The 25,443-nt window shown below is 70.0% G+C and carries 22 protein-coding genes; 10 read left to right on the top strand and 12 right to left on the bottom strand.

The genetic code is table 11. The annotated features are described in order from the left end of the window. Nucleotides 1-137: 137 nt before the first annotated feature. The 5 genes from cbiE to AC067M_RS14145 all read right to left on the bottom strand — a co-directional run bounded on the left by cbiE (nucleotide 138) and on the right by AC067M_RS14145 (nucleotide 4,972). Entirely contained in the window at nucleotides 138-1,358 is a 1,221-nt protein-coding gene (cbiE, locus tag AC067M_RS14165) for a precorrin-6y C5,15-methyltransferase (decarboxylating) subunit CbiE (protein ID WP_478697280.1), read from the bottom strand. A 129-nt stretch (nucleotides 1,359-1,487) separates the two neighbouring features. Beyond that, the gene (locus AC067M_RS14160) at nucleotides 1,488-2,126 is read right to left on the bottom strand and encodes a GNAT family N-acetyltransferase (RefSeq protein WP_478697279.1); all 639 of its coding nucleotides are present in this window, start codon (nucleotides 2,124-2,126) and stop codon (nucleotides 1,488-1,490) included. Nucleotides 2,127-2,285: 159 nt separating this feature from the next. Beyond that, nucleotides 2,286-3,110, bottom strand: a complete 825-nt coding sequence (locus AC067M_RS14155; RefSeq protein ID WP_478697278.1) for a MetQ/NlpA family ABC transporter substrate-binding protein — start codon at nucleotides 3,108-3,110, stop codon at nucleotides 2,286-2,288. Nucleotides 3,111-3,185: 75 nt separating this feature from the next. Beyond that, nucleotides 3,186-3,932 (bottom strand): methionine ABC transporter permease, encoded by a 747-nt coding sequence (locus AC067M_RS14150; RefSeq protein WP_478697277.1) that lies wholly within the window; start codon nucleotides 3,930-3,932, stop codon nucleotides 3,186-3,188. Further along, nucleotides 3,929-4,972, bottom strand: coding sequence for a methionine ABC transporter ATP-binding protein (locus AC067M_RS14145; protein ID WP_478697276.1), 1,044 nt, complete (start codon nucleotides 4,970-4,972; stop codon nucleotides 3,929-3,931). Before AC067M_RS14145 ends, AC067M_RS14150 begins: the two co-directional genes overlap by 4 nt. Nucleotides 4,973-5,465: 493 nt before the next feature. On the opposite strand from AC067M_RS14145, the gene AC067M_RS14140 reads away from it, so the two are divergent. Together AC067M_RS14140 and AC067M_RS14135 are read left to right on the top strand one after the other, a co-directional pair. Further along, nucleotides 5,466-5,825, top strand: coding sequence for a hypothetical protein (locus tag AC067M_RS14140; protein ID WP_478697275.1), 360 nt, complete (start codon nucleotides 5,466-5,468; stop codon nucleotides 5,823-5,825). Then, nucleotides 5,806-6,240: a hypothetical protein gene (locus tag AC067M_RS14135; protein ID WP_478697274.1), complete on the top strand. Its 435-nt coding sequence runs from the start codon at nucleotides 5,806-5,808 to the stop codon at nucleotides 6,238-6,240. The genes AC067M_RS14140 and AC067M_RS14135 overlap by 20 nt, the downstream gene beginning before the upstream one ends. A 70-nt stretch (nucleotides 6,241-6,310) precedes the next feature. Here the strand turns inward: AC067M_RS14135 and AC067M_RS14130 are convergent, their stop codons facing one another. From AC067M_RS14130 to AC067M_RS14120, 3 genes are all read right to left on the bottom strand, one after another. Continuing rightward, a complete protein-coding gene (locus AC067M_RS14130) occupies nucleotides 6,311-6,808 on the bottom strand; it encodes a GNAT family N-acetyltransferase (RefSeq protein ID WP_478697273.1) in 498 nt (165 codons plus the stop codon). 45 nt (nucleotides 6,809-6,853) lie between these two features. Further along, entirely contained in the window at nucleotides 6,854-7,360 is a 507-nt protein-coding gene (locus tag AC067M_RS14125; RefSeq protein WP_478697272.1) for a sigma-70 family RNA polymerase sigma factor, read from the bottom strand. A 68-nt stretch (nucleotides 7,361-7,428) separates the two neighbouring features. Then, nucleotides 7,429-8,595: a glycerophosphodiester phosphodiesterase gene (locus AC067M_RS14120; protein WP_478697271.1), complete on the bottom strand. Its 1,167-nt coding sequence runs from the start codon at nucleotides 8,593-8,595 to the stop codon at nucleotides 7,429-7,431. A 367-nt stretch (nucleotides 8,596-8,962) separates the two neighbouring features. Here AC067M_RS14120 and AC067M_RS14115 point away from each other — a divergent pair, with 367 nt between their 5' ends. Next, a complete protein-coding gene (locus AC067M_RS14115; RefSeq protein WP_037670663.1) occupies nucleotides 8,963-9,634 on the top strand; it encodes a lysophospholipid acyltransferase family protein in 672 nt (223 codons plus the stop codon). Between the two features lie 90 nt (nucleotides 9,635-9,724). Here AC067M_RS14115 and AC067M_RS14110 read toward each other — a convergent pair whose 3' ends face one another. From AC067M_RS14110 to argH, 4 genes are all read right to left on the bottom strand, one after another. After that, complete coding sequence (locus AC067M_RS14110; RefSeq protein ID WP_478697270.1) at nucleotides 9,725-11,248, bottom strand: MFS transporter; 1,524 nt, start codon at nucleotides 11,246-11,248, stop codon at nucleotides 9,725-9,727. Next, nucleotides 11,245-11,796, bottom strand: coding sequence for a TetR/AcrR family transcriptional regulator (locus tag AC067M_RS14105; RefSeq protein WP_478697269.1), 552 nt, complete (start codon nucleotides 11,794-11,796; stop codon nucleotides 11,245-11,247). The genes AC067M_RS14110 and AC067M_RS14105 overlap by 4 nt, the downstream gene beginning before the upstream one ends. 173 nt (nucleotides 11,797-11,969) lie before the next feature. Further along, nucleotides 11,970-12,941 carry an aldo/keto reductase gene (locus AC067M_RS14100; protein WP_478697268.1) on the bottom strand — a complete coding sequence of 324 codons (972 nt, stop codon included), beginning with the start codon at nucleotides 12,939-12,941 and terminating at the stop codon, nucleotides 11,970-11,972. 497 nt (nucleotides 12,942-13,438) lie between these two features. Then, entirely contained in the window at nucleotides 13,439-14,872 is a 1,434-nt protein-coding gene (gene argH / locus AC067M_RS14095) for an argininosuccinate lyase (RefSeq protein WP_478697267.1), read from the bottom strand. 185 nt (nucleotides 14,873-15,057) lie between these two features. On the opposite strand from argH, the gene AC067M_RS14090 reads away from it, so the two are divergent. The 7 genes from AC067M_RS14090 to AC067M_RS14060 all read left to right on the top strand — a co-directional run bounded on the left by AC067M_RS14090 (nucleotide 15,058) and on the right by AC067M_RS14060 (nucleotide 25,342). After that, complete coding sequence (locus tag AC067M_RS14090) at nucleotides 15,058-15,999, top strand: hypothetical protein (protein ID WP_478697266.1); 942 nt, start codon at nucleotides 15,058-15,060, stop codon at nucleotides 15,997-15,999. Nucleotides 16,000-16,107: 108 nt separating this feature from the next. After that, nucleotides 16,108-16,746, top strand: a complete 639-nt coding sequence (locus AC067M_RS14085; RefSeq protein WP_478697265.1) for a pyridoxamine 5'-phosphate oxidase family protein — start codon at nucleotides 16,108-16,110, stop codon at nucleotides 16,744-16,746. Between the two features lie 78 nt (nucleotides 16,747-16,824). Continuing rightward, the gene (locus tag AC067M_RS14080; RefSeq protein ID WP_478697264.1) at nucleotides 16,825-18,519 is read left to right on the top strand and encodes a peroxidase family protein; all 1,695 of its coding nucleotides are present in this window, start codon (nucleotides 16,825-16,827) and stop codon (nucleotides 18,517-18,519) included. Nucleotides 18,520-18,597: 78 nt separating this feature from the next. Further along, nucleotides 18,598-19,296 carry a L,D-transpeptidase family protein gene (locus tag AC067M_RS14075; protein WP_478697263.1) on the top strand — a complete coding sequence of 233 codons (699 nt, stop codon included), beginning with the start codon at nucleotides 18,598-18,600 and terminating at the stop codon, nucleotides 19,294-19,296. Nucleotides 19,297-19,438: 142 nt separating this feature from the next. Continuing rightward, a complete protein-coding gene (locus AC067M_RS14070) occupies nucleotides 19,439-24,367 on the top strand; it encodes an HD domain-containing protein (RefSeq protein WP_478697262.1) in 4,929 nt (1,642 codons plus the stop codon). Next, on the top strand, nucleotides 24,360-24,740 hold the full coding sequence (locus AC067M_RS14065) for a hypothetical protein (RefSeq protein WP_478697261.1): 381 nt from the start codon (nucleotides 24,360-24,362) through the stop codon (nucleotides 24,738-24,740). The genes AC067M_RS14070 and AC067M_RS14065 overlap by 8 nt, the downstream gene beginning before the upstream one ends. Next, nucleotides 24,737-25,342, top strand: a complete 606-nt coding sequence (locus tag AC067M_RS14060; RefSeq protein WP_478697260.1) for a hypothetical protein — start codon at nucleotides 24,737-24,739, stop codon at nucleotides 25,340-25,342. The genes AC067M_RS14065 and AC067M_RS14060 overlap by 4 nt, the downstream gene beginning before the upstream one ends. Nucleotides 25,343-25,443 lie beyond the last annotated feature (101 nt).

Below are 25,443 nucleotides of genomic sequence, written 5' to 3'. Positions count from 1 at the left end.
TTGCGCGTCCTCCGGTTCTGCCGTACCACACCCACCCCAAAAGGGGCGTGTTTTCCGGACATTGGCGAACGAAGTTCCGGGCCACCCGGTGCGGTACAACGATCGGCCAGCCTACCGCGCGCGGTACGACAACAGGATCACGGGGCGCGATCCGGTAGTACCCCGCTGACCAGGAACGAGACGCTCCGCTCCTTCTCCGTCCAGGCCCTGATGTCGAGTTCCACGGACTGCAGGAGGGCGCACTCGGCGACATAGCCGTGCTCGGTCAGGGTGCGGCCGACGAGTTCGGCGACGTCGCGGCTCACGGCGTGCGCGACGATGCGCTGGGGGCGCCGGTCGGCGACCGCGGAGACCACCGCCGCTCCCCCGCCGCCGACGCGGACGACGTCAGGTTCGGGCAGGTTCTCCAGGATGTGCGGGGCGGCGCCGTGGACGATCTGGAGCTGGACTCCGAAGCGGCGGGCGGCGGCGTCCGTGCGGGCGCAGGCGTGCCGGTCGTGGTCGACGGCGAGTACGGCGGCACCGGCCCGGGCGGCCTCGACGGCGAACGCGCCGCCGCCGCAGCCGATGTCCCACACGAGGTCGCCCACGCGCGGCCCGAGGTGGGCGAGTTGGGCGGCGCGGAGCAGCTTCGTCTCGCCCTCGCCGAGCTGGCCGCCGTAGGCCTCGGCGGGCAGGGCCCAGCCGCGCGGCCCGGTGCCGGGGTCACGTCCGGAGATCCAGCCGCCGTCGCCCCCGGCGCCGACGGGGCCGGCGGTGCCGCCGATGACGATGACGACGTTGGGGTCGCGCCAGGTGTGGTCGGCGGCCTTCTCGGAGGTGACGACGGTGACCTGTTCGCGATCGGTGCCGAGTTCCTCGCAGATGACGAAGGTGCGGTGGACGCCCTCGAGGAGCAGGCCGAGTTCGGCGGGGCCCGCGCCGGGTGAGGTGAGGACGGCGACCTTGGTGTGGGCGCGGCACACGTTCACGGCGCGTCGCAGGGTGCGGCGGTGTGCGACGACCACCTGGGCGTCGTCCCAGGGCATGCCCGCGCGGGCGAAGGCGGCGGCGACGGAGGAGACGGCGGGGACGACTTCGACCTCGAGGCCGAACTCGGGTGCGCGCAGGGTCCGTACGACACCGAAGAACCCGGGGTCGCCGTCGGCGAGCACGACCGCGCTGCCGCGGTGGGCGGCGATGCGGCGGGCGGCGAGGGAGACGCTGCCGAGGCGGATGCGTTCGGCGGCGGGGGGCACCTCGGGCAGCGCCAGGTGGTGGGCGGCGCCGGCCACGAGCGTCGCGGCGCCCAGGGCGGCGCGTGCCGCGGCGGTCAGCGGCGAGCCGTCCCAGCCGATCACCGTGACCCGGTCGGCCATCGTCGTCAGTCTCCTGGAGGTTTCACGCAGGTCGTCAGCGGCCGGCCCGTGGGCGGGCGGGCTCCGTGAGGGTACCTGGTCGTGCCGGGAGCGAGCGGAGGCGGCTGTGCCGGCTTCGGTCCAGGTGGGTCAGTTCCAGTCGGAGTACGTGGTGAATCCGCCGCTCTCGGCGAGCTGTTCCCCCGCGCCCTCCAGATCCTCCGGCAGCAGGCTCCACACGATGAAGTCGGTGCGTACGTCGGTCCACGTGCCGTCCTCGGCACGTGCGCGGGCTATGCAAGCGTTGCGCAGCACACCCTCGCTGATACAGCCGATCTTCTGGGCGACCTGCTGGGAGGCGGTGTTGCCGGCCGCCGTGCGCAGTTCGATGCGCTCGAACTTCTGGTCCGTGAAGAGCCACTGGGCGGTGGCGAGGGCGGCCTCGGAGGCGTAGCCCTCGCCGCGAGCCCAGGGGGCGATGATGTACGACAGCTCGGTGGAGCGGATGTGCCAGTTGGTTTTGCCGAGCTGAATGAGGCCGACCAGGCGCTGGGTGAGGAACTCGGTGACCGCGAGATCGAGGCCGCGTCCCGCGGTGCGCTCGGTGGCAGCGTGGTCGGTGACCCAGGTGCGGGCGCCGTCGTCGGTGAACGGCTGGGGGACGTCGGTCCAGGCCGCGACCTGCTCGTCGTTCATCATCGCGGTCAGGGCGGCGACGTCGTCCTCGTCGAGGGGACGCAGCACCAACCGCTCCGTGCTGATGGAGATGTTGGGGAAGGTGCTCGTCATGCGCCGCTCCGTAACCTTCGAAACCTTCGAGACCCTCAGGGCCTGCTGAACTGCCCAGCATGCAGCATGAAAGCACTCAACCGCACCCCTGGGGTCCACTCCCGGTGAGCGAGCGGACCCCGTGGGTGGCCGTGTGCGGTGTTCGAGTCCGTGCGGGTCTCAGAACGACGGCAGGACCGAGCCGGCGTACTTGTCCTCGATGAACTTCTTCACCTCGGGGGAAGTGAGGAGCTTGGCGAGCTTGGTGACGCGCGGGTCCTTCTCGTTGCCCTTCTTGACGGCGAGGAAGTTGCCGTAGGGGTTGTCCTTCGGGGACTCAAGGACGAGGGCGTCGTCGGCGGGCTTGAGGTCCGCCTCGATGGCGTAGTTGCCGTTGACGACGGCGGCGTCCACGTCGTTCAGGGAGCGCGGGGTCTGGGCGGCCTCCAGCTCCTTGAACTTGAGCTTCTTGGGGTTCTTGGCGATGTCCGCGGGGGTCGCCGCGTTGCCCGCGCCGTCCTTGAGCGTGATGAGACCGTTGGCAGCGAGCAGCTTCAGGGCGCGCGCCTCGTTGACGGTGTCGTTCGGGACGGCGACGGTGGCGCCGCTCTTGAGTGCGTCGACCTTCTTGAACTTGTTCGAGTAGAGGCCGAGGGGCTCGAGGTGAACCGTGGCGACGGGCACGATGTCGGTGCCGTTCTTCTTGTTGAAGTCGTCGAGGTACGGCTGGTTCTGGAAGTAGTTGGCGCCCACGGAGCCGTCCTGCGTCGCCGTGTTGGGCGTGACGTAGTCGGTGAACTCCTTGACCTCCAGGTCGAGGCCCGCCTTCTTCGCCAGGTTGTCCTTGACGAAGTCGAGGATCTCGGCGTGCGGGGTGGGGCTCGCGGCGACGATCAGCGGGCCGTCGGTGGAGGCGGAGCCCTTGTCCGCGCCGCAGGCGGTGAGCCCGAGGGTGAGGGCTCCGGCGGCGAGGACGGCGGTGGTGAGCTTGGCGGCGTTACGCACGAAAAGTGCCTTTCCTGATGGGTGGTACGGCCCCGTGGTGGGGTGAACGGGGAGCTTTCGGGTGCAGGCGGACGCTCAGGCGACCTTGCCGATGTCCGCGGTCGCGGACTCCCTGGCCTTGAGCAGGCGCAGCTTCGGCGCGGGGCCCGAGCGGCCGCCCCGGTGGTACAGGGAGCGGGCCGCGTGGTCGCCGGCGAACTGGATGACCGAGATGACGACGGCGAGGATCGCGACGGTGATCCACATGAGTTCGGTCTCGAAACGCTGGTAGCCGTAGCGGATGGCGATGTCGCCGAGGCCGCCGGCGCCGACCGTGCCGGCCATCGCGGAGTAGCCGATGAGGGCGACGATCGTGGTGGTGGTACTGGCGATCAGTGAGGGCAGCGCCTCGGGTACGAGGACCTTGCGGACGATGGTCCAGGTGTTGCCGCCCATCGACTGCACGGCTTCGACGAGCCCGCCGTCCACTTCACGGACAGCCGTCTCGACGAGGCGCGCGAAGAACGGGATGGCGCCGATCGCCAGCGGCACGATGGCTGCCTCGCGGCCGATGGTCGTCCCGGTGATCGAGCGCGTGAAGTTCATCAGCGCGACCATCAGGATGATGAACGGCATCGAGCGGGCGACGTTCACGATCTGCCCGATGACCCGGTTGACGAGGACGTTCTGCAGCAGGCCACCCCGGTCCGTGAGGACCAGCAGGACGCCGAGCGGGAGTCCGCCGACGACGGCGATGAGCGTGGACCAGCCGACCATGTAGAGGGTGTCCCAACACGCCTGGGACAGCAGGGGCTGCCTCGCCGAGAAATCAGTCCAGGTCACTTGGCACCCTCCTTCACCAGCACGGGGCTCTGATCCGCAGCGCCCACGACGTCGATCTGCAGGCCCTGTTCGCGCAGGAATCCGATGGGCACGACGTTGTCCTCGTAGTGGCCGGGCAGCTCGATGCGCATGCGGCCCACCTGGAGGCCGCCGACGGTGTCGATGGCGGCGCCGAGGATCGATATGTCGATGTTGTAGGTGCGCGAGAGCTGGGAGATGACGGGCTGGGTGGCGGCCTCCCCCTGGAAGGTGACGTCGACGACCGTACGGTCCTCATCGGTGGCCTCCCCGGCGACGGGGAAGAGGGCGGAGGCCAGCTCGGAGCCGGGGGTGGCGAGCAGCTCGCTGACCGTGCCGGACTCGACGATGCGGCCCCGCTCCATCAGGGCGGCCGAGTCGCAGACGCTCTTGACGACGTCCATCTCGTGGGTGATGAGCAGGACGGTCAGGCCCAGCTGCCGGTTCAGGTCGCGCAGCAGCTGAAGGATGGAGCGGGTGGTCTCCGGGTCGAGGGCGCTGGTGGCCTCGTCGGAGAGCAGCACCTTGGGGTCGCCGGCGAGGGCGCGGGCGATGCCGACACGCTGCTTCTGACCACCGGACAGCTGGCCCGGGTAGGCCTTGGCCTTGTCGGCGAGACCCACCAGGTCGAGGAGTTCGAGCGCCTTGCGGGAACGTTCCTTCCCCGACTTGCCGAGGATTTCCAGCGGCAGCTCGACGTTGTCCTGCACGGTCCGCGAGGAGAGCAGGTTGAAGTGCTGGAAGACCATGCCGATACGGCTGCGCGCCTGCCGCAGCTCGCGGCCGGCACGGGGTCCGCGGCCGGCGAGCGCGGTGAGGTCCTGGCCGGCCACGGTGACCGTGCCGGAGGTGGGGCGCTCCAGGAGGTTGACGCAGCGGATGAGTGAGGACTTGCCGGCGCCGGACTGGCCGATGACGCCGTACACCTCGCCTTCACGCACGTGCAGATCGACGCCGTCGAGGGCGGTGACCTCTCGTCCGCGTGAGCGGTAGACCTTGGTCAGGCCCGTTGTGGTGATCACTGGGGTTTCCGTCACTGTCGAGTGGGCGGGCAGGGGTGTGCCCGCGCAGGGGGGCATACGGATCGCGCACGGTTCTCGTCTGGGCCGTGCCGGCGGGGAGAACTTGTGCGCGGGGCGGCTTCAGTCACGTACGGCACACGCGCACGGACATGCCACGGTGCCTCGCTTCGGGGCGCGAGGCTCGGGGGTGGTGCGGGGGCCCTCTAGAAGGCGCACATTCGACACATACAACGAGCACCGGGCGTCAAGGTCGCCTCGGTCGCAAGGGTGCGGCAGCTCGTGGTGGTCATGCGATCAGTAAAGCAGACGTACGGTCCTGACCAAGCACGGCTGTCCGCATGCTGGACGGTGGTGGACAACCTCCCGATCGACTGGGCCGGTCGGAGGCGGTGGGGCTGACGCGCTGTGGTCCATGCCACGGGTGCGGGCCGGCTGCGGGCCCGACTGTGGGCCCGACGGGAGGGGGCCATTTCGGCCGTAATAAGGTCACTGCATGCTTGATGCCCTGACGCTGGTGACCGGCGTCGCCGCGCTGCTGCTCGCCGCCTGGTGCGGCTGGGCGGCCTACCGTGACCAGCCCACGAAGGACTGGCACTTCATCGGGATGGCCGTGGTCTCGGTGCTGGCGCTGGTCCAGCTGATCTTCGGGATCGTGCAGCTGGCGCGGGGCGAGAAGCCGGAGCAGGGGACGACGATCTTTGTGGCGTACCTGCTGGGGGCGTTCGCCTGCATCCCGGCGGCGGGGTTCATGTCACTGGCGGAGCGGACACGGTGGGGATCGGTGACGGTCGCCGCCGGCGGTGTGGTGTTGGCGGTGCTGGAGGTGCGGCTCTATGACATCTGGGGCGGGTGAGATGGAAGCGACCAGGACACGGCTGATCAGTGGGCCGGGCATCGTGCTGGTGTGGCTGTACGGCGTGATGGTCGTCGGTGCGGTGTCCCGATCCGTGTACCAGATCGCGACGGAGTTCGACCGGGCGCCGCTCGCCTATGCGCTGTCGGCCGTCGCGGGGGTGGCGTACGGGTTCATCACGTACTCGCTGGTGCGAGGCGGGGAGACGGCGCGCAAGGCGGCACTGGTGTGCTGCGCGGCGGAGCTGGTGGGCGTGCTCACGGTGGGCACCTGGACCCTGATCGAGCCGTCCGCGTTTCCCGATGCGACGGTCTGGTCGAAGTACGGCATGGGCTACGTCTTCATTCCCGTGCTGTTGCCGTTGTCCGCGCTGTACTGGCTGCGGAAGGCACGCGGTCAGCAACAGGGGGACTGACGGGCGTCGGCGGCCGCGGGCCGATTGCCGTGGGGCGCGCAGTTTCCCGCGCCCCACAACAGGGACGCCGCTAAGCCGTTGTTGCGTAGGTTCCCGCCGGCTTTTCCAGAACGATCATCGGTACCCCGTCCGTACCCTTCGACGTGCCCACCGTTTCGTAGCCCACTCGGCGGTACAGGCGGAGGTTGTTCTCGCTGCGGTGGCCCGTGTGGAGGCGGAACTTCGTGGCGCCGCGTTCCTCGGCGAGGGCCGACTCGGCGGCGCGGAGGAGCCTCGCGCCGATGCCGTGGCCCTGGAGGCGGGGGTGGACGCAGAGCTTGCCGATGGAGGCGGCGCCGTCCTCGGTGACGCTGCCGCGGACCGAGCCGACGACCTCCTCGCCGAGCCGGGCGACGAAGACGCAGTCGGAGACGACCTCCTGGCGGACCGAGTCCAGGGTCTGGACGAGCGGGTCGATGCGGTAATTGCCGTACAGCGCCGCTTCGCTCTGGAAGCACAGGTACTGCAGCCTGAAGATCTGCTCGGCATCCTGCTCGGTCGCCACCGAGATGGTCACGCTCATGCCCATGTGCGCACGCCTCCCGCTCACCTGATCGCCGGTCGTCCCTCACTCCTATCCCCGTGCTTCACGGGCCGCAACCTCCGATGTGAGCAAACGACGTAGACATCCCAGACATCTGGAGCGTTCCGGTCCGATACTCCCTTGTGAGATACCCAACTCCCCCGCGATCTCCCGGTATGTGAGGTCCTTCGGGGACAGCAGCGCCTCCATCAGACGGGGGCAGCGGCCGGGCAGCCGGCGCACCGCCTCGCGCAGGGCACGGCGGTGGGCCGCGGTGACGGCGAGGTCCTCGGGACCGCGGGCGTTCACCTCGACGGGCTCTGTGTCATACGGCCGTTCGATGCGGTGCGTACGGCGGGTGCGGCGCGACTCGGAGCGGACAGCTCTGCGGAGCCAGCCCTGCGGGTCGAGCGGCGGGCCGTCGGTGTCCAGGCGCTCCAGGAGCCGGAGCCAGACCGCCTGTTCCAGGTCGCCCGGTTCGGTGCCGGTGGCGTGGGCCTCGGCGGAGGCCTCGGCGGCGAGCAGGGGGTGCAGGGTGGCGAGCAGGTCGTGCTTCATGTGCGGCTCGACGCGGCCGCCCGGGCGGAGGTTGCCCGGGCGGGCCGACTGTCACCCCAACGAGTCGATCAGCTGTTGACGTGGTCCTCGCGGGCCAGCAGGCCCGTGTCGGGGTTGTCGGTGAAGACGCCGTCGATGCCCGTGGCGAAGTAGGTCTTGAAGGCGCCGAACGCGTCACCGTAGGCGTCGACGTCCGTGCCCTTGCGGAAGTCCGCGGGCAGGAAGGGGTTCTCGTTGCGCATGGTGTACGGGTGCAGGATCAGGCCCCGCTTGTGCGCGTCGGCCACGAGCGTGGTCGGCGTGGTGAGGTTGCCGCTCGCGTCCTTCGGGATGATCAGGTCGAGGGTCGGGCCGATGCCCTGCGCGTAGCCCGCGATCTCCCTGAGGCCCTTGGGCGTGATCAGGTCGGCGACCGTGCGTGGGTCACCGGTCTCGACGAAGTCCCAGGGGCGGCTGTTCGCGCTGGAGAGCAGGACGACCAGCGGGTTGTCGACCAGCTTGTTCAGGCGCTGGATGCTGGTCGGCTCGAAGGACTGGAGGATGACGGGCGAGTTCCGCCTGTCCTTGCCGTACTTGTGGAGCAGCTTGGCGACCCGCTCCTCGAGGCCCAGGCCCAGCTTGCGGAAGTAAGTGGGGTGCTTGGTCTCGGGGTAGATCCAGACCTGGCGGCCCCGCCTGCGGGTCTGCTCGTCCTGCCACTTCAGGACCTCTTCGAAGGTGGGGATCTCCCAGCGGCCGTTGTAGAGGGTGTTGTGCGGGCGGTTGGCCGGAATGCGCTCGATCGCACGCAGGGTCTTCAATTCGGCGAGCGTGAAGTCCTCGGTGAACCAGCCGGTGGTGGACACGCCGTCGAGGACCTTCGTGGTCTTCCGGTCGGCGAACTCGGGGTGGTCGGCGACGTTCGTGGTGCCGCCGATCTCCGGCTCGTGGCGGCAGACCAGGTGACCGTCCTTGGTGGGGACGAGGTCACCGGCCTCGACGATGTCGGCGCCGAGGTCGAGGGCGAGCTCGTAGGAGCCGAAGGTGTGCTCCGGCCGGTAGCCGCTGGCCCCGCGGTGCCCGATGACCGTCGGCACGGGCAGGCTCTTCAGCCCGCCGCCCGAGGACGACGCGCCCACGGCTCGCGCCGGTCCGGACATTCCGAGGACCGCTCCGCCGGCGCCGAGCACCGCCGCGCCGAGGAGCGCCCGTCGCCCGGTTGTACCCGTCTGTCCGTTCGACTCCTGCGTTCCCATGAGCGCCCTCCTTGGCGTCTACCCGTCCGTGCGCGCCGATCGTAGGGGCGTGCGCATGACGGAAGGGAGGCCGCGTGCGGAACACACGGGTGACGCGTGATGTCGTACGGGAGGCGAGTGATGACGGTCCGTCGGCTTCGGGCGGCCCGGCAGGGGTACGCGGAGGCCGGAGGCGGTCGGACCGCGATGGGGCGATGTCCGTCACATCGTGGCGTCCCGGTTACGCGCGGGCGGCCCAAGGACGCCGCAGGTAAACGTACGTCAACAGTGCGTAAGACCTCGGTGTCCCGATGTGCGCCACCCCGGCGACCGCGAGTATCGTCCTCACCTGCACAGACTCATACAGTTCTCGGCATCGGAGGAACCGTTGTCCCGCTTCGCGCTCATCAAGGCAGTGCTCGGACCGATCATGCGCCTGATGTTCCGCCCCCGGGTGGAAGGCGTGGAGCACATCCCTGGGGACGGTCCGGTGATCCTCGCCGGAAACCACCTCACGTTCATCGACTCGATGATTCTTCCGCTGGTGTGCGACCGGCAGGTGTTCTTCATCGGCAAGGACGAGTACGTCACCGGCAAGAGCCTCAAGGGCCGGCTGATGGCCTGGTTCTTCACCGGCGTCGGCATGATCCCGGTGGACCGCGACGGCGGCCGGGGCGGTGTGGCCGCGCTGATGACCGGCCGCCGGATCCTCGAGGAGGGCAAGGTCTTCGGCATCTACCCCGAGGGCACCCGCTCCCCCGACGGCCGCCTCTACCGCGGCCGCACCGGCATCGCTCGCCTCACCCTCATGACGGGGGCGCCCGTCGTCCCGTTCGCCATGATCGGCACCGACAAACTCCAGCCGGGCGGCGCCGGCATGCCGCGCCCCGGCCGGGTCACGGTCCGCTTCGGCGAGGCGATGGAGTTCTCCCGCTACGACGGCATGGACCGCGACCGCTACGTGCTGCGGGCGGTGACCGACTCCGTGATGGCCGAGGTCATGCGGCTGTCGGGGCAGGAGTACGTGGACATGTATGCGACCAAGGCGAAGGCGGCGTAAGTCCTCTTTCGGGTGCGGGTGCGGGTGCGGGTGCGTGAAGGTTGTTCGCGCACCCGCGGCGGAGTCGCGTATTACCGCAGCCCCGCGGCCCTACTGTCCGTGGTCCAACCGTTGTCCGCGGAGCAGGAACCACGCTGCGACCGCCGTCGCCAGAAGGATCGCCGCGCCCACGCCCGAGGCGATCGCAAGGCCGTCGACGAAGGACTCGCGGGCCGCGGAGAGCAGGGTGTGGGCCGTGTCCGACGGCATCGTCGCCGCCGCCTCCATCGCGCCGCCCAGTGACTCGTGGGCCCCTTCCGGTGTGCCGGCGGGGGCCGGGAAGCCCCGGTAGACGCCCGTCACGATCGAGCCCAGTACGGCGATGCCCAGGGCCGCGCCGAGTTCGTAGGCCGTCTCGGAGACCGCGGAGGCGGCTCCTGCCTGGTCCTTGGGGACCGAGGAGAGGATGACGTCGGCGGTCACCGTGAAGGAGAAGCCGGCACCGACGCCCACGACCAGGAGGGCGGCGCCCAGGATGGGGTAGCCGGTGGACTGGTCGATGACGGTGAGGGCGGCCAGGGCCAGGCCGATGGCCGCGAGGCCGCCGGAGACGACCGAGCGGACCGAGAAGCGGCGGGCCGCACGTCCCGCGATCAGGCCTGCCACCACCGCGCCTACGGCGGCGGGGAGTTCGGCCAGGCCCGCTTCCAACGGGCGGCGGCCCTGGACGAGTTGCAGGTACTGGGACAGGAAGAACACCAGGCCGGACAGGCCGAGGATCGTCAGCAGGTCGGCCAGGACGGCCGCGCTGAGGCCGCGGTTGCGGAACAGGCGCATGTCCAGCAGCGGGACCGGCAGGGTGAGCTGACGTCGTACGAAGCCGTACAGCGCGGCCGCGCCCACCAGCGCCGCCGTCAGGGTCTCCCACGTGAGGCCGTGGGTGGCGGCCTCCTTGAAGGCGTAGACGACACCGATCATGCCGACCAGGGACAGGGCGACACTGCGCATGTCCCACGGGCCGGGGTGGGGGTTGCGGGACTCCGGCAGCAGCCGGATGCCGACGAGGACGAGGACCGCCATCACGGGCAGGTTGATGAGGAAGACCGAGCCCCACCAGTAGCGCTCGAGAAGGAAACCGCCCATGATCGGCCCGACTGCCGTGCCCGCGGACGCGGTGGCGCCCCAGATTCCGATGGCGAGGCTGCGCTCGCGCGGGTCGTGGAAGAGGTTGCGGATCAGGGCGAGCGTGGCCGGCATCAGGGTGGCGCCCGCCACGCCGAGGAGGGCGCGGGCCAGGATCAGCAGTTCGGGGGTTCCGGCGTAGGCGTTGAGGACCGACACCGCACCGAACGCCGTGGCGCCGACGAGCAGGATCCGCTTACGGCCGATGCGGTCGCCGAGGCTGCCCATCGAGACCAGCAGGCCCGCGATGACGAACGAGTAGACGTCGCCGATCCACAGGAGCTGGGTGCCGGTCGGCCTCAGGTCCTCGCTGATGTAGGGGGTCGCGAGGCCGAGGACGGTCGCGTCGACGGCCACCAGCAGCACGGCGAGCACGAGGACGCCGAGCGCGAGCCAGCGGCCCGGGCGCTCCACCGCCTCGGTCGTGGTCGCCGGCCGCAGGGTGCTGGTCATGATTCCTCTCTCCGGAGCGCGCCGCCGAGCAGCAGCTCGACGATCATGTGGGTGAAGTCCTTGGGGGCCACTCGGCCCTCCGACACCGCCCAGGCGCACGAGGCCAGCAGGCCGTACAGCGCCTCGGTGAGCCAGGCCGGGGTCAGGTCGATACGGAACTCGCCGGCAGCCTGGCCGCGCCGGAACAGGGCCGCGATGCGTTCGTCGATCCGGGTCCAGCCAGCGTTCTGCTCCTCGCCCTCGAACAGCTGGTTCTCGGAGTAGAGGAAGGCGAGGAGTCCCGCGGACGGTTCGATCGCCCGCACCAGACGCCGTACGGCATCGCTCGCCGGCCCGTCGTCCAGGCGGGCCGCGTCGAGCGCCGAGTCGCACTCCGCGATGCCGAGCGACTCCAGGGCCCGGACCAGCGCGTCGCGCCCGGCGAAGTGGCGATGGAGCGTGGCACGGCTGATCCCGGCGGCCCTGGCGACCTCGTCCATCGTGGCGGTGGACTTGCGGGTCAGCAGGGCCGCGGCGGTGCGGAGGACGTGGTCGCGATCGACAGGCATGAGACAAATATAGCGCAAGTGAGACGTTCATGTCTCATAGTGGGCGTGCGTGACTCATGGGTCCGGGAGGGGGTGCGGGTCAGCCGATGGAGGGTTCAGCCGTTCAGGGGCAGCCGGTCGGGGGGTGCGGCTGAGTCGGGCGCGAGCGTGGCGCGGGCGGGCACGGGCCGGGCTCAGTGCCAGGGCAGGTCCGCGCGGCGTTCCCAGTAAGCGCGCGGGTCCTCGACGAGTGTGGCGAGGCGGGTGAGCTGGTCGTCGTCGAGGTCGACGACCGCCGCGTGCAGGTTGGAGGCGAGCTGGGTGGCGGTCGCGGCGCCGGAGAGGACGACGCCGGCCCAGGGCTGGCGGAGGATCAGGGCGAGGGCGACCGCGTCACAGCCGAGGCCCGTCTGCGCGGCCACCGCCTTCAGCACGTCCGGTGCGTGCGGCTCCGCCAGGCGCCCGTTGGCCATGCCCTCCTTGATGATCACCGTGAGTCCGGCGTCGTGGGCCTCGGCGAGGGCGGGGGCGGCGGAGGCCTCCAGGGCGTTGTACGTCGACTGGACGGTACGGAAGAGGGGCTCGCCCTCCACCGTCACGGCGAGCGCGGCGCGGATGGCGTCCGCCTGGGCGGGACCGCTGGTGGAGAAGCCGATGGTGATGCCCCGGGCGGCGGCTTCCGCGAGCTGTGCGTGGAGTTCCTTGTCGGTGAGGGCCGGGCTGTCCGGGGTCACCGAGTGGATCTGGTAGAGGTCGAGCCGGTCGCCGAGCAGGGCGTCGGTCTCGGCGCGCTGGCGCTCGAACGTGGCGAGTCCGTGGTCCTTGACCTCGTGCTTCTCGGCGTCGGTCGTCCAGTCCGCGGTGTAGGTGTAGCCCCACTTGCTGCCCACGACGACGTCGTCGACCTCGGGGCGATCCTTCAGCCACTCGGCGAGGAACTCCTCGGAACGGCCGTAGGAGCGGGCGGCGTCGAAGTAGCGCACGCCCTGGGCGTAGGCGGCGTCGAGGAGTTCGTGGGTGCGCTTGCGCAGGGCGTCGACTCCGCGGTCGGCCGGGAGGTCCTGTTCGCGGCCCAGGTTGATGTAACCGGGGCGGCCGACGGCGGCGAGACCCAGGCCGATGTGGCAGGTGGGGGTCGTGGCTGAGGCCAGTCGGGCGAAGGGCATCGCGGGCTCCGTTCGGTCGGCTCCTTGCGGCTCATGACCAACGTAACCGCGATACCCCTGCTTCACGCGTGCGTGGAGCCATGAGAGCGGCGCGCGTGAAGTCATGTGAACGGCGCGCGCGTGGCATCACATCAACCACACGCACGCGCGCGTGGCGCCCCGTGATTCCCTCGCGCACCTGGCGTCACGCCAACCCTCGCGCACCTGGCGTCACGCCAACCCTCGCGCAGGCGCGGAGCCACCTGCACGGCAGGCGCCCACGCGGAGCCCTGCGAGTCCACGCCGCGAGGGAATCACGTGAACCGCCCGCTCGCGCGCGTGGAGCCCCGCGAGTTCCCCACGCGCGCGTGTCGCCGCGTGAACCCCGCGCGGGGCGTCGAGCCCCCGGCACGGCACGCGCGCGTGGAACCACCGGGACCCCATGCGCGCGTGTCACCGCGTGAGCCCCACCAGCGATGCGCGCGTGTCATCGCGTGAACCACACCCGCGCGTATGCCCTACGTCGCGCTCTTCGCAGTGGCCCAGGCGTGCTGCGCCGCCACGTCCGTCTTGACCTCGGCGAGCTGGACGGCGACCGCGCTGGGGGCCGTGCCGCCACGGCCGTTGCGGGAGGCGAGGGCGCCGGCGACGTTGAGGACGGAGCGCACCTCGGGGGTCAGGTGGGCGGAGATCTTCGCGAACTGCTCGTCGGTGAGCTCGTCGAGCTCCTTGCCCTCGGCCTCGGCGACCTTCACGCACTCGCCCGCGACCTCGTGCGCGACACGGAAGGGCACGCCCTGCTTGACCAGCCACTCGGCGATGTCGGTGGCGAGGGAGAAGCCGGCGGGGGCCAGCTCTTCCATGCGCTCGCGGTTGACGGTGAGGGTCGCCATCATGCCGGTGAAGGCGGGGAGCAGGACCTCCAGCTGGTCGCAGGAGTCGAAGACCGGCTCCTTGTCCTCCTGGAGGTCGCGGTTGTAGGCCAGGGGCAGGGCCTTGAGGGTGGCCATCAGGCCGGTCAGGTTGCCGATCAGGCGGCCGCTCTTGCCGCGCGCCAGTTCCGCGATGTCCGGGTTCTTCTTCTGCGGCATGATCGACGAGCCGGTGGAGAACGCGTCGTGCAGGGTCACGAAGGAGAACTCTTTCGTGTTCCAGATGATGACCTCCTCGGCGATCCGGGAGAGGTTGACGCCGATCATCGCGGTGATGAAGGCGAACTCGGCGACGAAGTCACGGGACGCCGTGCCGTCGATCGAGTTGCCGGTGCTGCCGTGCTCGAAGCCGAGGTCCTTGGCCACCGCCTCCGGGTCCAGGCCGAGGCTGCTGCCCGCGAGGGCTCCCGAGCCGTACGGGGAGACCGCCGTGCGCTCGTCCCACTGACGCAGCCGCTCGGCGTCCCGGGACAGGGACTGGACGTGCGCGAGGACGTGATGGGCGAAGAGGACCGGCTGGGCGTGCTGAAGGTGGGTACGGCCGGGCATCGCCACGTCCGGGTGGGCCTCCGCGAGGCCGATCAGGGCGTCCTGGAGGTCGGCGATCAGGCCGCCGATGATGCGGGCGTGGTCGCGGAGGTACATCCGGAAGAGGGTGGCGACCTGGTCGTTCCTCGACCGTCCGGCGCGCAGCTTGCCGCCGAGGTCGGGGCCGAGGCGCTCCAGGAGGCCCCGCTCAAGGGCGGTGTGGACGTCCTCGTCGGCGATGGTGCCGGTGAAGGAGCCGTCCGCCACGTCCGCCTCGAGCCGGTCAAGACCCGCGAGCATGCTCGTCAGCTCGTCGTCCGTGAGCAGGCCCGCCTTGTGCAGCACGCGCGCGTGGGCGCGGGAGCCCGCGATGTCGTAGGGCGCCAGCCGCCAGTCGAAGTGGACGGACGCGGACAGCTTCGCCAGCGCCTCGGCGGGACCGTCGGCGAAACGGCCGCCCCAGAGTCGGACGTCACCGCTGTTGCTGCTCACGTGGGTCGCTCCTAGAGAAGGTGTGGGTGGCCTCGCTATGCATGATTATGCAGAGCACTGCATGACTCGTCAATTCGGAAGAGATTTGAAGATGCCTTGAACAACGGCAACCGCTTACTCGTACTCACCACCGAACGCTGGCGCCGCGTTTGTAAACCCACTCCTGACCCAAGTGAGGCATCCGCATGTCCAGGGCTCTTCCGAAGTACAACAAGCGTCGCGTGGCGATCATCGGCGGCGCCGCCGCTCTGGCCCTGTCCGGTGCGGTGGTCGTGAACTCCGCCCTCGCCGGGGAGACGTCCAACAGCAACAGCAACAGCACCAACGCCAGGACTCTCGCCGCCGGCCCCGGCACTATCTCCTGCCCGGACGTGAGCTCGCAGCTGCCCGCCATCCCCGCTTCCGCGCAGGCCGAGGTCGACCGCAACCTCGAGCTGCTCAACACGCAGATCGCCGAGGCCAACAAGCGCCTGGTCGACACCGTGGGCCAGGGCGGCGCCAACTTCGTCCAGAACGCCATCCTCGGCCCCCTGGAGGACAAGCGCGTCGCCGCCCTGAACCGCATCGAGACCGCCATCGGCCGCGCGGCCGCCAAGCCCGAGGGCCTGGAGGCGTTCGCGCCGTGCACGCTCAACGCGGACGGCGCGGCGGGCCAGCAGGCGGGCGGCAACGCGGAGAACAACGGCAACGCGGGCAATGCCGGGAACAATGGCAACGCGGGCAATGCCGGAAACAACGGCAACGCCGGAAACAACGGCAACGCGGGCAATGCCGGAAACAACGGCAACGCGGAGAACAACGGCAACGCCGGGAACGCGGGCAACGCCGGTGCCGCCGGCACCATCTCCTGCCCGGACGTGGCCTCGCAGCTGCCCGCCGTCCCCGCCAAGGCGAAGGCCGAGGTCGACCGCAACCTCGCCCTGCTCGACACCCAGCTCGCCGAGGCCAACAAGCGCCTGGTCGACACCGTGGGCCAGGGCGGCGCCAACTTCGTCCAGAACGCCATCCTCGGCCCGCTGGCGGACAAGCGGAACTCCACGATCGACCGCATCGCCATCTCCATCGGTCGCCAGGGGACCAAGCCGCAGGGCCTGAACGCCCTCGCCACCTGCACGCTCAACAAGTGACGTGACGGATGCCGTGGCCGCCCCGGGAGGAACACCGACCGGAGCGGCCACGCAGGCGTCCTCGCAATTCATCAGACAAGTGAGCGGCTTCGTCAATAATCGTCAGACATGGGAAAGACCTATGAGCGCATAGACGGACGCCTGCGTACGTTCATCGAGCAGCAGCCCCTCTTCTTCACCGCGACCGCCCCCCTCGCCGGCGACGGCACGGTCAACCTCTCCCCCAAGGGCCTCAAGGGCTCCTTCGCGGTGCTCGACGAGCACACCGTGGCCTACCTGGACTTCGCCGGGTCCACCGCCGAGACGGTCGCGCACCTTCGCGAGAACGGGCGCATCACCCTGATGTGGTGCGCGTTCCAGGGGCCACCGAACATCGTACGGGTGCACGGCCGCGGGGAGCCGGTCTTCCGGGACGACCCGCGCTTCACGGAGCTCCTCGCCCACTTCCCGGGCATCGACACGACCCAGCACGGCCTGCGCGCGATCATCGTGGTGCGGGCCGAACTCGTCCGGGACAGCTGTGGGTACGCGGTGCCCTTCATGACGTACGACGCGGACCGCGATCTGCACGGCAAACGCTTCGCGCGCGAGGACGACGCCTCGCTGAGCGCGTACTTCAGCAAGAAGGACCACATCGCGAGCAGCCTGGACGGGCTCCCGGGACTGCCGTTGCCCCTGCCCCCCCACACCAACCGAATGACCGATTTACCTACTTCTGGGAGTTGTACAACCAGAAGGGATCATTAAGACATTTGATGGAATCCTCCCTTCCGTCGCGGTTGTCACCTACGGTGAGGCCAACCAGCGGTACCACATGGGGGATTCATGTTCCGACCCACACACGAACCACAGAACAAACGCCACGTCCGCAGCTCGTACTTCGTCGTCGGCGAAGGCGCCCTCTCCGACACCCCGGACGACGGCCCGGCGGAGCCCATGCCGCTCTCCGACGTCGCCGCCCTGCGCAGGTTCCGGTTCTCCCGGCTGGGCCCCAAGGCCGAGGGGTCCCAGCAGCTGGACCGGGCCACCCGTCAGGCGCTCGCCGAGGCGATGACCGACCGCGCCCAGACCCAGCCGAACACGAAGGACCGGACCGTACCGGCCGGCTTCACCTACCTGGGGCAGTTCGTGGACCACGACCTGACCCTGGACGCGACGGCCGCCCATCTGGAGGACGACATCACCGTCGGGCAGCTCCTCCAGGGCCGCTCACCCGCGCTGGACCTCGACAGCCTCTACGGCCTCGGCCCGGACCACCCCTTCGACCGCCGGTTCTACCAGGACGACGGCATCCGGCTGAAGACCGGTACGACCGCCCCGGTCCCGGGGGACGACCGCACCAACCGCGCCCTCACCGGCTTCGACCTGCCCCGGGTGGGGGTCGGCTCGCTGATCTCCGAGCGGCGCAGGCCGCTGATCCCGGACCCGCGCAACGACGAGAACCTCGCCGTCGCCCAGATCCACTGCGCCTTCATCCGGTTCCACAACCGGTTCGCGGCCGAGCTGGCGGGCAAGGGCGTGTCCAGCGCGGTCCTGTTCGAGTCGGCGCGCGAAGCGGTCGTCAAGCACTACCAGTGGGTGGTGCGCCATGACTTCCTGCCCAGGATCGTGGACAGGGCCATCGTCGACGAGGTCTTCACCAAGGGCCGTCGGATCTTCGAGCCCGAGCCCGACCGGCAGGACCTCCCGACCATGCCGATCGAGTTCTCCGTGGCCGCCTACCGGCTCGGCCACAGCATGGTGCGCGGCGCCTACAACTGGAACCGGATCTTCGACAACGGCGGCGGAACGCTGGTACGGCTGTTCGTCTTCACCGGCACCAGCGGAAACTTCTCCCCGCGCCCCGACGACCTCGGAAACCCCGAGGCCGGGACGCTCGAGAGCCTGCCCACCAACTGGATCGCGGACTTCCGGCGCCTCTTCGACTTCGGTGCGGCGGGCCGGGCCGACCTCGCCGTGGACGACGCGCAGTTCAACGTCGCCAAGCGCATCGACACGCTGCTGGTCAACCCCCTCGCCGACCTGCCGCTCGGCACCTTCGGCGGGCGAGGACAGCCCGCGCCCCCGGCCGTCGAGCTGAACCTGGCGTTCCGCAACCTCACCCGGGCGAACATGATGAGCCTGGCCTCCGGCCAGCAGCTGGTCGAGCACCTCAGGAAGAGGAGGGTCAACGTCAAGGAGCTGCCCGCCTCCGCGTTCGACAACCGTCCCGGCGGCGCCCAGCTCGGCGACGCACTGCGCAGGAAGCTCGTCCGCGACTGCCCGCTGTGGTTCTACATCCTCCGCGAGGCCGAGCTGAACCCCGGGGAGCGGCTGACCGGCCTGGGCGGGCGCATCGTCGCCGAGGTGTTCCACCGCGCCATCGAGGGCAGCCGGTACTCCATCGTCCGGGACCCGTTCTGGCGGCCGTTCCTCAGCCCGGTCGAGGACCGCCGCAAGGCCGGCACCTTCGAGATGACCGACCTGCTGCTGTACGCGTTCGAGGAGAACGCCGAACTGCTCAACCCGGTGGGCGTGTGAGACGCGGGCAGCGCGGGATTCGTCCCGACGGACCCTCCCGCGCTGCCCCCACCGGCTTCGTCCCCTAGCGTCTGGCACATGCGCCTCTGCCGTGGTGTCCTGCTGGCCCTCGCGTCCGTCCCCCTGCTCGGGTCCGCGCCGAACGCGGCCGTGCCGCTGCCCGCGCGCATGGCCGACACCGGCGGCGGCGCCCAGCTGATCACCGCGCTCGCCCCCGACACCGGTTCCACCTCGGGCACCGTCACCTGGTGGGACCTGCGGGACGGACGATGGGAGAAGACCGGTTCCGCGCAGGCCCGCTTCGGGACGAGGGGGCTCGTGGAGGGCGCCTCCCGCAAACAGGGGACCAACACGACGCCGACCGGCCTGTACGACCTTCCGTTCGCGTTCGGCATCGAGGCCGCACCCCGCGACACCGTGCACACGTACCGTCCCGTGCACCGGGATTCCTGGTGGTGCCAGGACAACGACTCCCGCTCCTACAACCGTTGGACCGAGCCCCGCCCCGCCGACTGCCGCGCCGGAGAATCCGAGCACCTGGCCGCGTACCGCACCCAGTACGCGCACGCGCTCGTCATCGGCTTCAACTACCACAAGCCCGTTCGTGGGCGGGGGGCCGGCATCTTCCTGCATGTCAACGGACATGGGGCAACGGCTGGTTGTGTGTCCGTCCCGGTGGACGCCATGCGACGGATCGTGGCGTGGACCGACCCCGGCGCGAAGCCGCACATCGCGATCGGCACGACGAGTGGCGAGACGGCGATCGTCCGCTACTGAGGTCGAGCGGCCCACTTGAGGTCGAGCAGCTGGTCGAGCAGCCCACTTGAGGTCGGTCAGCCCCCTTGCTGTTGGTCGGCCGCCACCACTGTCTGCACGCAATGCCATCATGTTCTCCTGCTGAGGGAGGGGAACGGGGAACATGGACGAGGCGCGCAGGGCCCTGCTCATCGGAATCGGGCAGGTTCCCGCGGTCGGCGACATGCTGGAACGGCTCGACGAGGCGGTCGAGGCGGACCTGAGGCTGATGAACACGGCACTGCACGCGTCGGGTTACGAAGTGGACATCCTCCACAACCCCGGTCGCAGTCAGCTCAGGTCGAAGATCTACGAGGTGGCCAGCGACATCCCGGCGGACGGCACCCTGCTGCTCTACTTCACGGGTCACGGCCTGCGGATCGACCACACCGACTACCTCGTCCCGGCCGACGCCGTCCCACCGGCCGACGGGAACTGGCGTGACCCGTATCTGGATTCGCTGCTCCCGGCCAACATCAGCCCCCTGCTGAAGGACTGTTCGGCGGGCACCGTGCTGTGGCTCGTCGACGCCTGCCGTACGGACACCGCGAGCTCCGGCGAAGCGTTCGGCAACAGTGTCGAGAACGGTCCCTCAGGCGGTGGTTTCGCCGTGTTGACCGGGTGCTCCGCCGGGGAACACAGCGGCTACACGGGCGAGGGAAGCTTCTTCACCCTGGGATTGGCGGACGCGCTGGGTCCGCTGACGCCCGCGCGAACGATCCAGGACGTGTTCGCCACCGCGTGCGCCAGGACCCGGGAAGCGGCCCGGCGTCACGGTCTGGCCCAGACCCCGCGGATCCGGTACGGCACCCATGCCGAGTCCGAGACCCGGCAGAAGGAGATCTGCGGCGGCCGCCCTCTGCTCGAAGCCTGGCTGGAGGCCGCTCGGTCCACCCCGCTGTGGCAACACGTCACCGCCGACGGCGCGGCGAGCGTCCCCGCCTTCCAGGACGCCTTACGCGGGTTCGTCGAACAATGCGCCCGCACGGTCCACCTCGCGCAGCAGCGCCTGCCCCATCCCGACCAGTGGGTCGACGACGACTTCCCGGTCAGGCTGCTGTGCGACCGCTTGCCTTCGCTGCTGCCCGACGACGCAGCGCTCTCGGCCATCGAGGTGGTCACGCTCGTCGCCGCGCCGTTCCTGCACGAGACGGCCTGGGCCGAGCGCCTCAGCCAGGCCGCGGAGATCGACCCGTACGCCCTGGGCCGGCACACGCCCGCGAGCGCTCATCGCCGGCACTACGAACAGACCGTCGAGCAGTACGGGCGCGTCGCGCGCAAACTGGCCGACTGCCAGTCCCGTAAGCGCGTCGGGGACACGGCCACGATCACGATGTGGCTCGTGCACCGCTGGATCGAGGACCGCTTCCAGACCGATGACGAGTCGGTGTCGCCGGGGCCGGCCGAGGCACTGGCGGCGAAGCTCGGGGCGTCCGACGGCCGGGTTCACGAGATCTCGGAACTGCTCCGGGTGGCAGCGTCGGGCATCGGCGTGGCGGAGCCGTTCGACGCGCCGCACACCTGGGCGTCCCGCAAGGTGCTCGTGCCCGGCGGCCACCAGCAGCTCCGAGTCCGCCCTCTCACCGCCCTGCTCCGGCTCGCCGCGCTGCTGGCCGTCGACGTCCGCGTCCTCCCGGACGTCGTGGCCGAGCACCTGGCCGTCACCGACCCGGTCCTGCCTCAGCAGATCGTGTCCATCGCGCGCGGGCTGAGCTGGCATCGGGACGGCAACGCCCTGCACCTGGACGCGCCCTGCCCGCACCAGGCCGTACACGCGGCGCTCACGGAGATCGCCGACGAGGCCGACCAACTGGCCGCCCGTACCTGGGAACTGGCCGGCGAGATGCGCGAGTCGGAGGCCTGCCTCCTGGCGGCCGTACCCCATCGCATCACGGACCGGGACCTGCGCCCCCTGCGGGTGGGCAGCCAGGTCGCTTACGAAGTTCCGCTCCTTCACTTCCACCTCGCACAGACCGAGGTGCGCGATCTGCTGATGGGCGAACAGCTCTACGGCGGCGAGCCCGAGCTGGCGCTTCGCGAGATGTATCAGAACGCCATGGACGCGTGCCGCTATCGCGCGATGCGCTGGGACTACCTGCGCGGCACCGGCACCCGGCCCGCCGACTGGTCCGGTCGGATCGTCTTCACGCAGGGCCGGGACGAACGCGGCAGGTACGTCGAGTGCCGGGACAACGGCGTGGGCATGAGCGCGGAGCAGCTCAAGCAGACCTTCACCCGTGCCGGCAGTCGCTTCGAACGGTCCAAGGCGTTCCGCAAGGAGCAGTCCCGGTGGCTGCGGCACGACCCGGCGCTGCGGCTGTACCCGAACAGCCGTTTCGGAATCGGCGTGTTCAGCTACTTCATGCTGGCCGACGAGATGACCATCGTGACACGCCAGGTCAGCCCGGACGGCATCCCGGCGGAGCACGCGCTGCGCGTCGAGATCCCGAGCAGCGGAAGCCTCTTCCGTATCCAGCGCCACGACGGATCGGACGATGGCCTCGCCGAAGGCGGCACACGCGTGAGGCTGTATCTCCGCGAGAACGCGGTGGGCCGGGGCCTGTCGTGCGTTCCTGTGCTGCGGAAGCTGGTCAGGGTCAGTGACTTCACTCTGGAAGCGCGCGAGGAATCGGGGCAGGAGCACGTCTGGGATCCGTACGTGTTGCAGCCCCTGCCGGACCACGACCCGGACGAGTCGCTGAGCGCGGTGCCGGGCACGCTCTGGTGGGTGCTGGGGGAAGGCGCGGTCCTCTGCGACGGCATCGTCACAGATCAGAAGCCCTTCGGCTATGTGGTGAACCTGACGGGACCACACGCGGGGACACTCAGCGTGAGCCGCAAGGAACTCCAGGAATTCGACACGGACTGGGTCGAGTCGCTGTGGCGCCAGGGAGCGAAGGAACTCACCGGCTGGTCCAAGCTGTCGCTCGACTGGCTGGCGCGACTCGACAAGGAGAGCAACTCGCTGGCCCGGGTGCTGGATCAGGAGTGGAGGGGGAAGGGCGTCGTCCTTCGGGGGCCGAACAGAAGGCCCGCCTCACTGGATCGCGTGGGCTGGTTCCACCTGGACCGCGAGATCGCCGGAAGCAGAAGTGCGGGAGTCCACGGCGACGTCCTCCCCTGGCGTACCGCCGTCCTGAGACTGCCACGTCGGAACAGAGGCACGGCGGCACCCTCGGATCTGGTGGGGCATCCGGTACCGGCACCAGGCGATGCCGACCTCGCCATCGCAGATCTGAATTCCTGGGACCAGGTGGTCTCCTACGGGGCGGAACACGGATTGTCGTTGGCCCACATCCTGCGTCGGCGAAGGGGCCTTCGGATCACGGACACCGCGTTCGCGGCCGTTCCTGTCCGGGGTGGCGGGCTGGACTGGATTCCCGACGCCGACGACGGAAGGCTCGCCAGGTCGGTACGCGCCAGCGCGTTGGGCACAGTGGAGGGGGGTGCCGGCTCCCCCCACTGGGGCGCCCTGATCCTGGTATCGGCGGAGCTGGCCGTGCCCTTGGGCAGCCTGGTGCGGCGACTGCATCGGTTCGCTCCCCTTCTGCCGCACCCGCTCCCGAAGGTGCCTCCGCGTCATGAGGACCACGTGTGCACCGAGGACGATCTGCAGAACCTCTTCATCGGTTCGACGCGTACGCGGGGCGTCAACTGGACGTTGCCGAGCCATCCCGAGGAAGTGGAGAAGCTCGGCGAGGACACCGGCCGACCGACGGAGGAGGTACTCGCCCAGCTCACCGCCTTCTCGTGGCTGGGCTGGACCGTTCCGTCCCTCGACGACGTTTCCCGGTGGACCGAGCTCGACAATGAGATCTTCGAGGTCCTGAACCTCTTCACCACCGAGCGCCCGGACGGCAGCCGGACGCTCCACTGGGCGGCCACCGTGGACTACGCCGACACTCTGGGAACCGACCTCAAGCAGGCCGAGCAACAGCTCACCGTGGTGGCGGAGAGACTGGGCCTCCACTACGAGCACCGGTATGCACACGACTCCCCTTCGGCGCGCCATACGCCGTCGTTTGACGCGGCCCAGTTGGTACGACAGCTCAGGACGCTGGACCGGCATCTCGAACAGGGAGTGGACCTGGAGTCATTGGCCCTGGCCGAGCTCGAGAGCAAGGACTTCGATTTGGAGCCGGCCGTCGCGGACTTGCGGGCCGCGGGCGTCGCCGTGCCGGACAACGTCGCGCTTGTGCTCGAGTGGGAGACGCTCCCCCTGCGCGACCGGTACATCCTCTCGGGCAAGGAACCCTCCGTGGAGGAGGAGGACTATGCGGCTCCGGAACTGACCTCCGCCGTGCTGTTCGGTGCAGCAGAGCGCCTCAACGAACCGCTGCGGGAAGTGTGGCAGCTGGCGGCGCGACACGGCGAACGGTACGGGCTCTCCGTACCGTCGCTTCCCGATTCTCTGCGCGACTTCCGGCCCACCAGCGAACTGTACGGCGCTCTCATCCACCACCCCTCCGACGGCTACAGCGACTTCGGTACCGCGGCGTGGACTCGGCTGACTCCTGTGGCCCTGGCCAGGTACGCCCTCCGCACGGCCGTCGACCCCGCCACCGCCTACGAGCGCCTACGGCCGCTGCGCGCGATCGGCGCGCCGGTCCCTGAGCTCTCCGAGGCCGCCCTGGCGGCACTGCGCACCGGTGTGCCGGATCCTCACGACCTGGTCGCACTGGACACCGACTACCGCGTGACGGACGAGGACGCCCCCTACGGCCCGCTCGACCTGGTGAGCATCGCCGGCCGGCTGGGCGAGCCCCTTCCCCGCACCGTCGAGCGCATCGCCCCCTACCTGCCTCTGTGCCGGGCCACGACCGTGCTTCCTCCCCTTCCGGACGTCATCCCCCTCTGGCAGGATCTCGCCCTGCTCTCGCGGGCCTTCGACGGCATGCTGCCCGCCCTCGAAGGCCGGGTGAGCGCACGGCACCTCGCTCTCGCCGCCGAGGCCACCGGCGAGAGCGAGGAATGGATCACGGACCGGCTGCGTGTGTACGCGACGATGTTCGGGCTGGTCCTCGACGAGAACGGGGGCGAGGGCGATGCCTGAGTCACCGCCCGCGAACCACGACTTCGGCACGGCGTACGCGGAAACGTATGTGGGCGTGGCCGCGGGGGTCTTCGTCCGGCGGACCGCCGACGACGGAGCGGGCCTCCACATCGAGGGCACCTGTCCGCGTTGCCACGGCCGCACCGTTTCCGAGTACCGATACGGCCTTCCCGGCACCGGCACCAAAGGGCTCTTCGCCCTGCTGAGGGGAGAGCCCCCGGCGGCCCCGCAGGGCGATGCGGACGCCTTGCTGCGCGAGGTGCACTTCTGCGAGTGCGGGCACCCCCACCCTCAACTGCCCGCCGACGCGCCCTTCGTGGGCTGCGGAGCGAGCTGGCGAGTGGCCGCTGTGGGCACCCAGGACGCGGAATGAGTGCCCAGTCGGACCGACGTTGGGCGCAGCTCGCCCGGGAGCTGGAGTTCACCCAGCTCCCGGAGCTGAGACGCCAGGCCGAGGGCTGGCGCACGGGGCTCACCGGGCTCACAGCGCTTCTCGCCGTCCTCGTGACTCTCAAAGGGCGTGACGATCTCACCCGGATCCCGCCCGCCGCTCGGCACACCGTGGGTGTCCTGATCGGTTTCGCCTTCGTGCTCCTGCTGCTGGGTTCGGTCCTGGCCGTCCGCGCCGCCCATGGCAGCCCCGGTGAGCGGGTTCTCCTGGCAGGTCAGGCGCTGCGCGACTGGACGCGGCAGGAGATCGTCCGGGTCACCAGGTCGCTGCGTCATGCCGCCGTGTGCTGCGTGACCGGGGTGATTCTGGTCGCTGCGGCGGTCACCGTCGTATGGACGACGACCGGTTCCTCACCGGACCACCTTGTGCGGGTGGTGACGACAAGCGGCGAACGCTGCGGGGAGTTCTTGGGCTCCGGCCCGGACGGCGTGGTGCTGCGGACCGAAGCCGACTCGAGGGCCGTGCTGCCCGATCAGACGGTGAAGTCGATGGTTCCGGTCTCCGCCTGTTCCTCCTCCGGGTGAGGGACGGTTACCGCCGGTCACTCGAGTCCGCGCCGGACTGAGCGGGACTCTGAACACTCACGTGGTTCGGTGCGTATTTGTGGGCCAAGGGTCCACCCACG

Source organism: Streptomyces sp. NPDC043427 (assembly GCF_056436655.1).
This window is presented reverse-complemented; position numbering and strand designations above follow the sequence as displayed.

Coding starts and splice junctions, on each gene's coding strand:
- cbiE (WP_478697280.1), bottom strand. CDS start 1,358: ATGGCCGACCGGGTCACGGTGATCGGCTGGGACGGCTCGCCGCTGACC.
- AC067M_RS14160 (WP_478697279.1), bottom strand. CDS start 2,126: ATGACGAGCACCTTCCCCAACATCTCCATCAGCACGGAGCGGTTGGTG.
- AC067M_RS14140 (WP_478697275.1), top strand. CDS start 5,466: ATGCTTGATGCCCTGACGCTGGTGACCGGCGTCGCCGCGCTGCTGCTC.
- AC067M_RS14135 (WP_478697274.1), top strand. CDS start 5,806: ATGACATCTGGGGCGGGTGAGATGGAAGCGACCAGGACACGGCTGATC.
- AC067M_RS14130 (WP_478697273.1), bottom strand. CDS start 6,808: ATGGGCATGAGCGTGACCATCTCGGTGGCGACCGAGCAGGATGCCGAG.
- AC067M_RS14125 (WP_478697272.1), bottom strand. CDS start 7,360: ATGAAGCACGACCTGCTCGCCACCCTGCACCCCCTGCTCGCCGCCGAG.
- AC067M_RS14120 (WP_478697271.1), bottom strand. CDS start 8,595: ATGGGAACGCAGGAGTCGAACGGACAGACGGGTACAACCGGGCGACGG.
- AC067M_RS14110 (WP_478697270.1), bottom strand. CDS start 11,248: ATGACCAGCACCCTGCGGCCGGCGACCACGACCGAGGCGGTGGAGCGC.
- AC067M_RS14105 (WP_478697269.1), bottom strand. CDS start 11,796: ATGCCTGTCGATCGCGACCACGTCCTCCGCACCGCCGCGGCCCTGCTG.
- AC067M_RS14100 (WP_478697268.1), bottom strand. CDS start 12,941: ATGCCCTTCGCCCGACTGGCCTCAGCCACGACCCCCACCTGCCACATC.
- AC067M_RS14090 (WP_478697266.1), top strand. CDS start 15,058: ATGTCCAGGGCTCTTCCGAAGTACAACAAGCGTCGCGTGGCGATCATC.
- AC067M_RS14085 (WP_478697265.1), top strand. CDS start 16,108: ATGGGAAAGACCTATGAGCGCATAGACGGACGCCTGCGTACGTTCATC.
- AC067M_RS14080 (WP_478697264.1), top strand. CDS start 16,825: ATGTTCCGACCCACACACGAACCACAGAACAAACGCCACGTCCGCAGC.
- AC067M_RS14075 (WP_478697263.1), top strand. CDS start 18,598: ATGCGCCTCTGCCGTGGTGTCCTGCTGGCCCTCGCGTCCGTCCCCCTG.
- AC067M_RS14070 (WP_478697262.1), top strand. CDS start 19,439: ATGGACGAGGCGCGCAGGGCCCTGCTCATCGGAATCGGGCAGGTTCCC.
- AC067M_RS14065 (WP_478697261.1), top strand. CDS start 24,360: ATGCCTGAGTCACCGCCCGCGAACCACGACTTCGGCACGGCGTACGCG.
- AC067M_RS14060 (WP_478697260.1), top strand. CDS start 24,737: ATGAGTGCCCAGTCGGACCGACGTTGGGCGCAGCTCGCCCGGGAGCTG.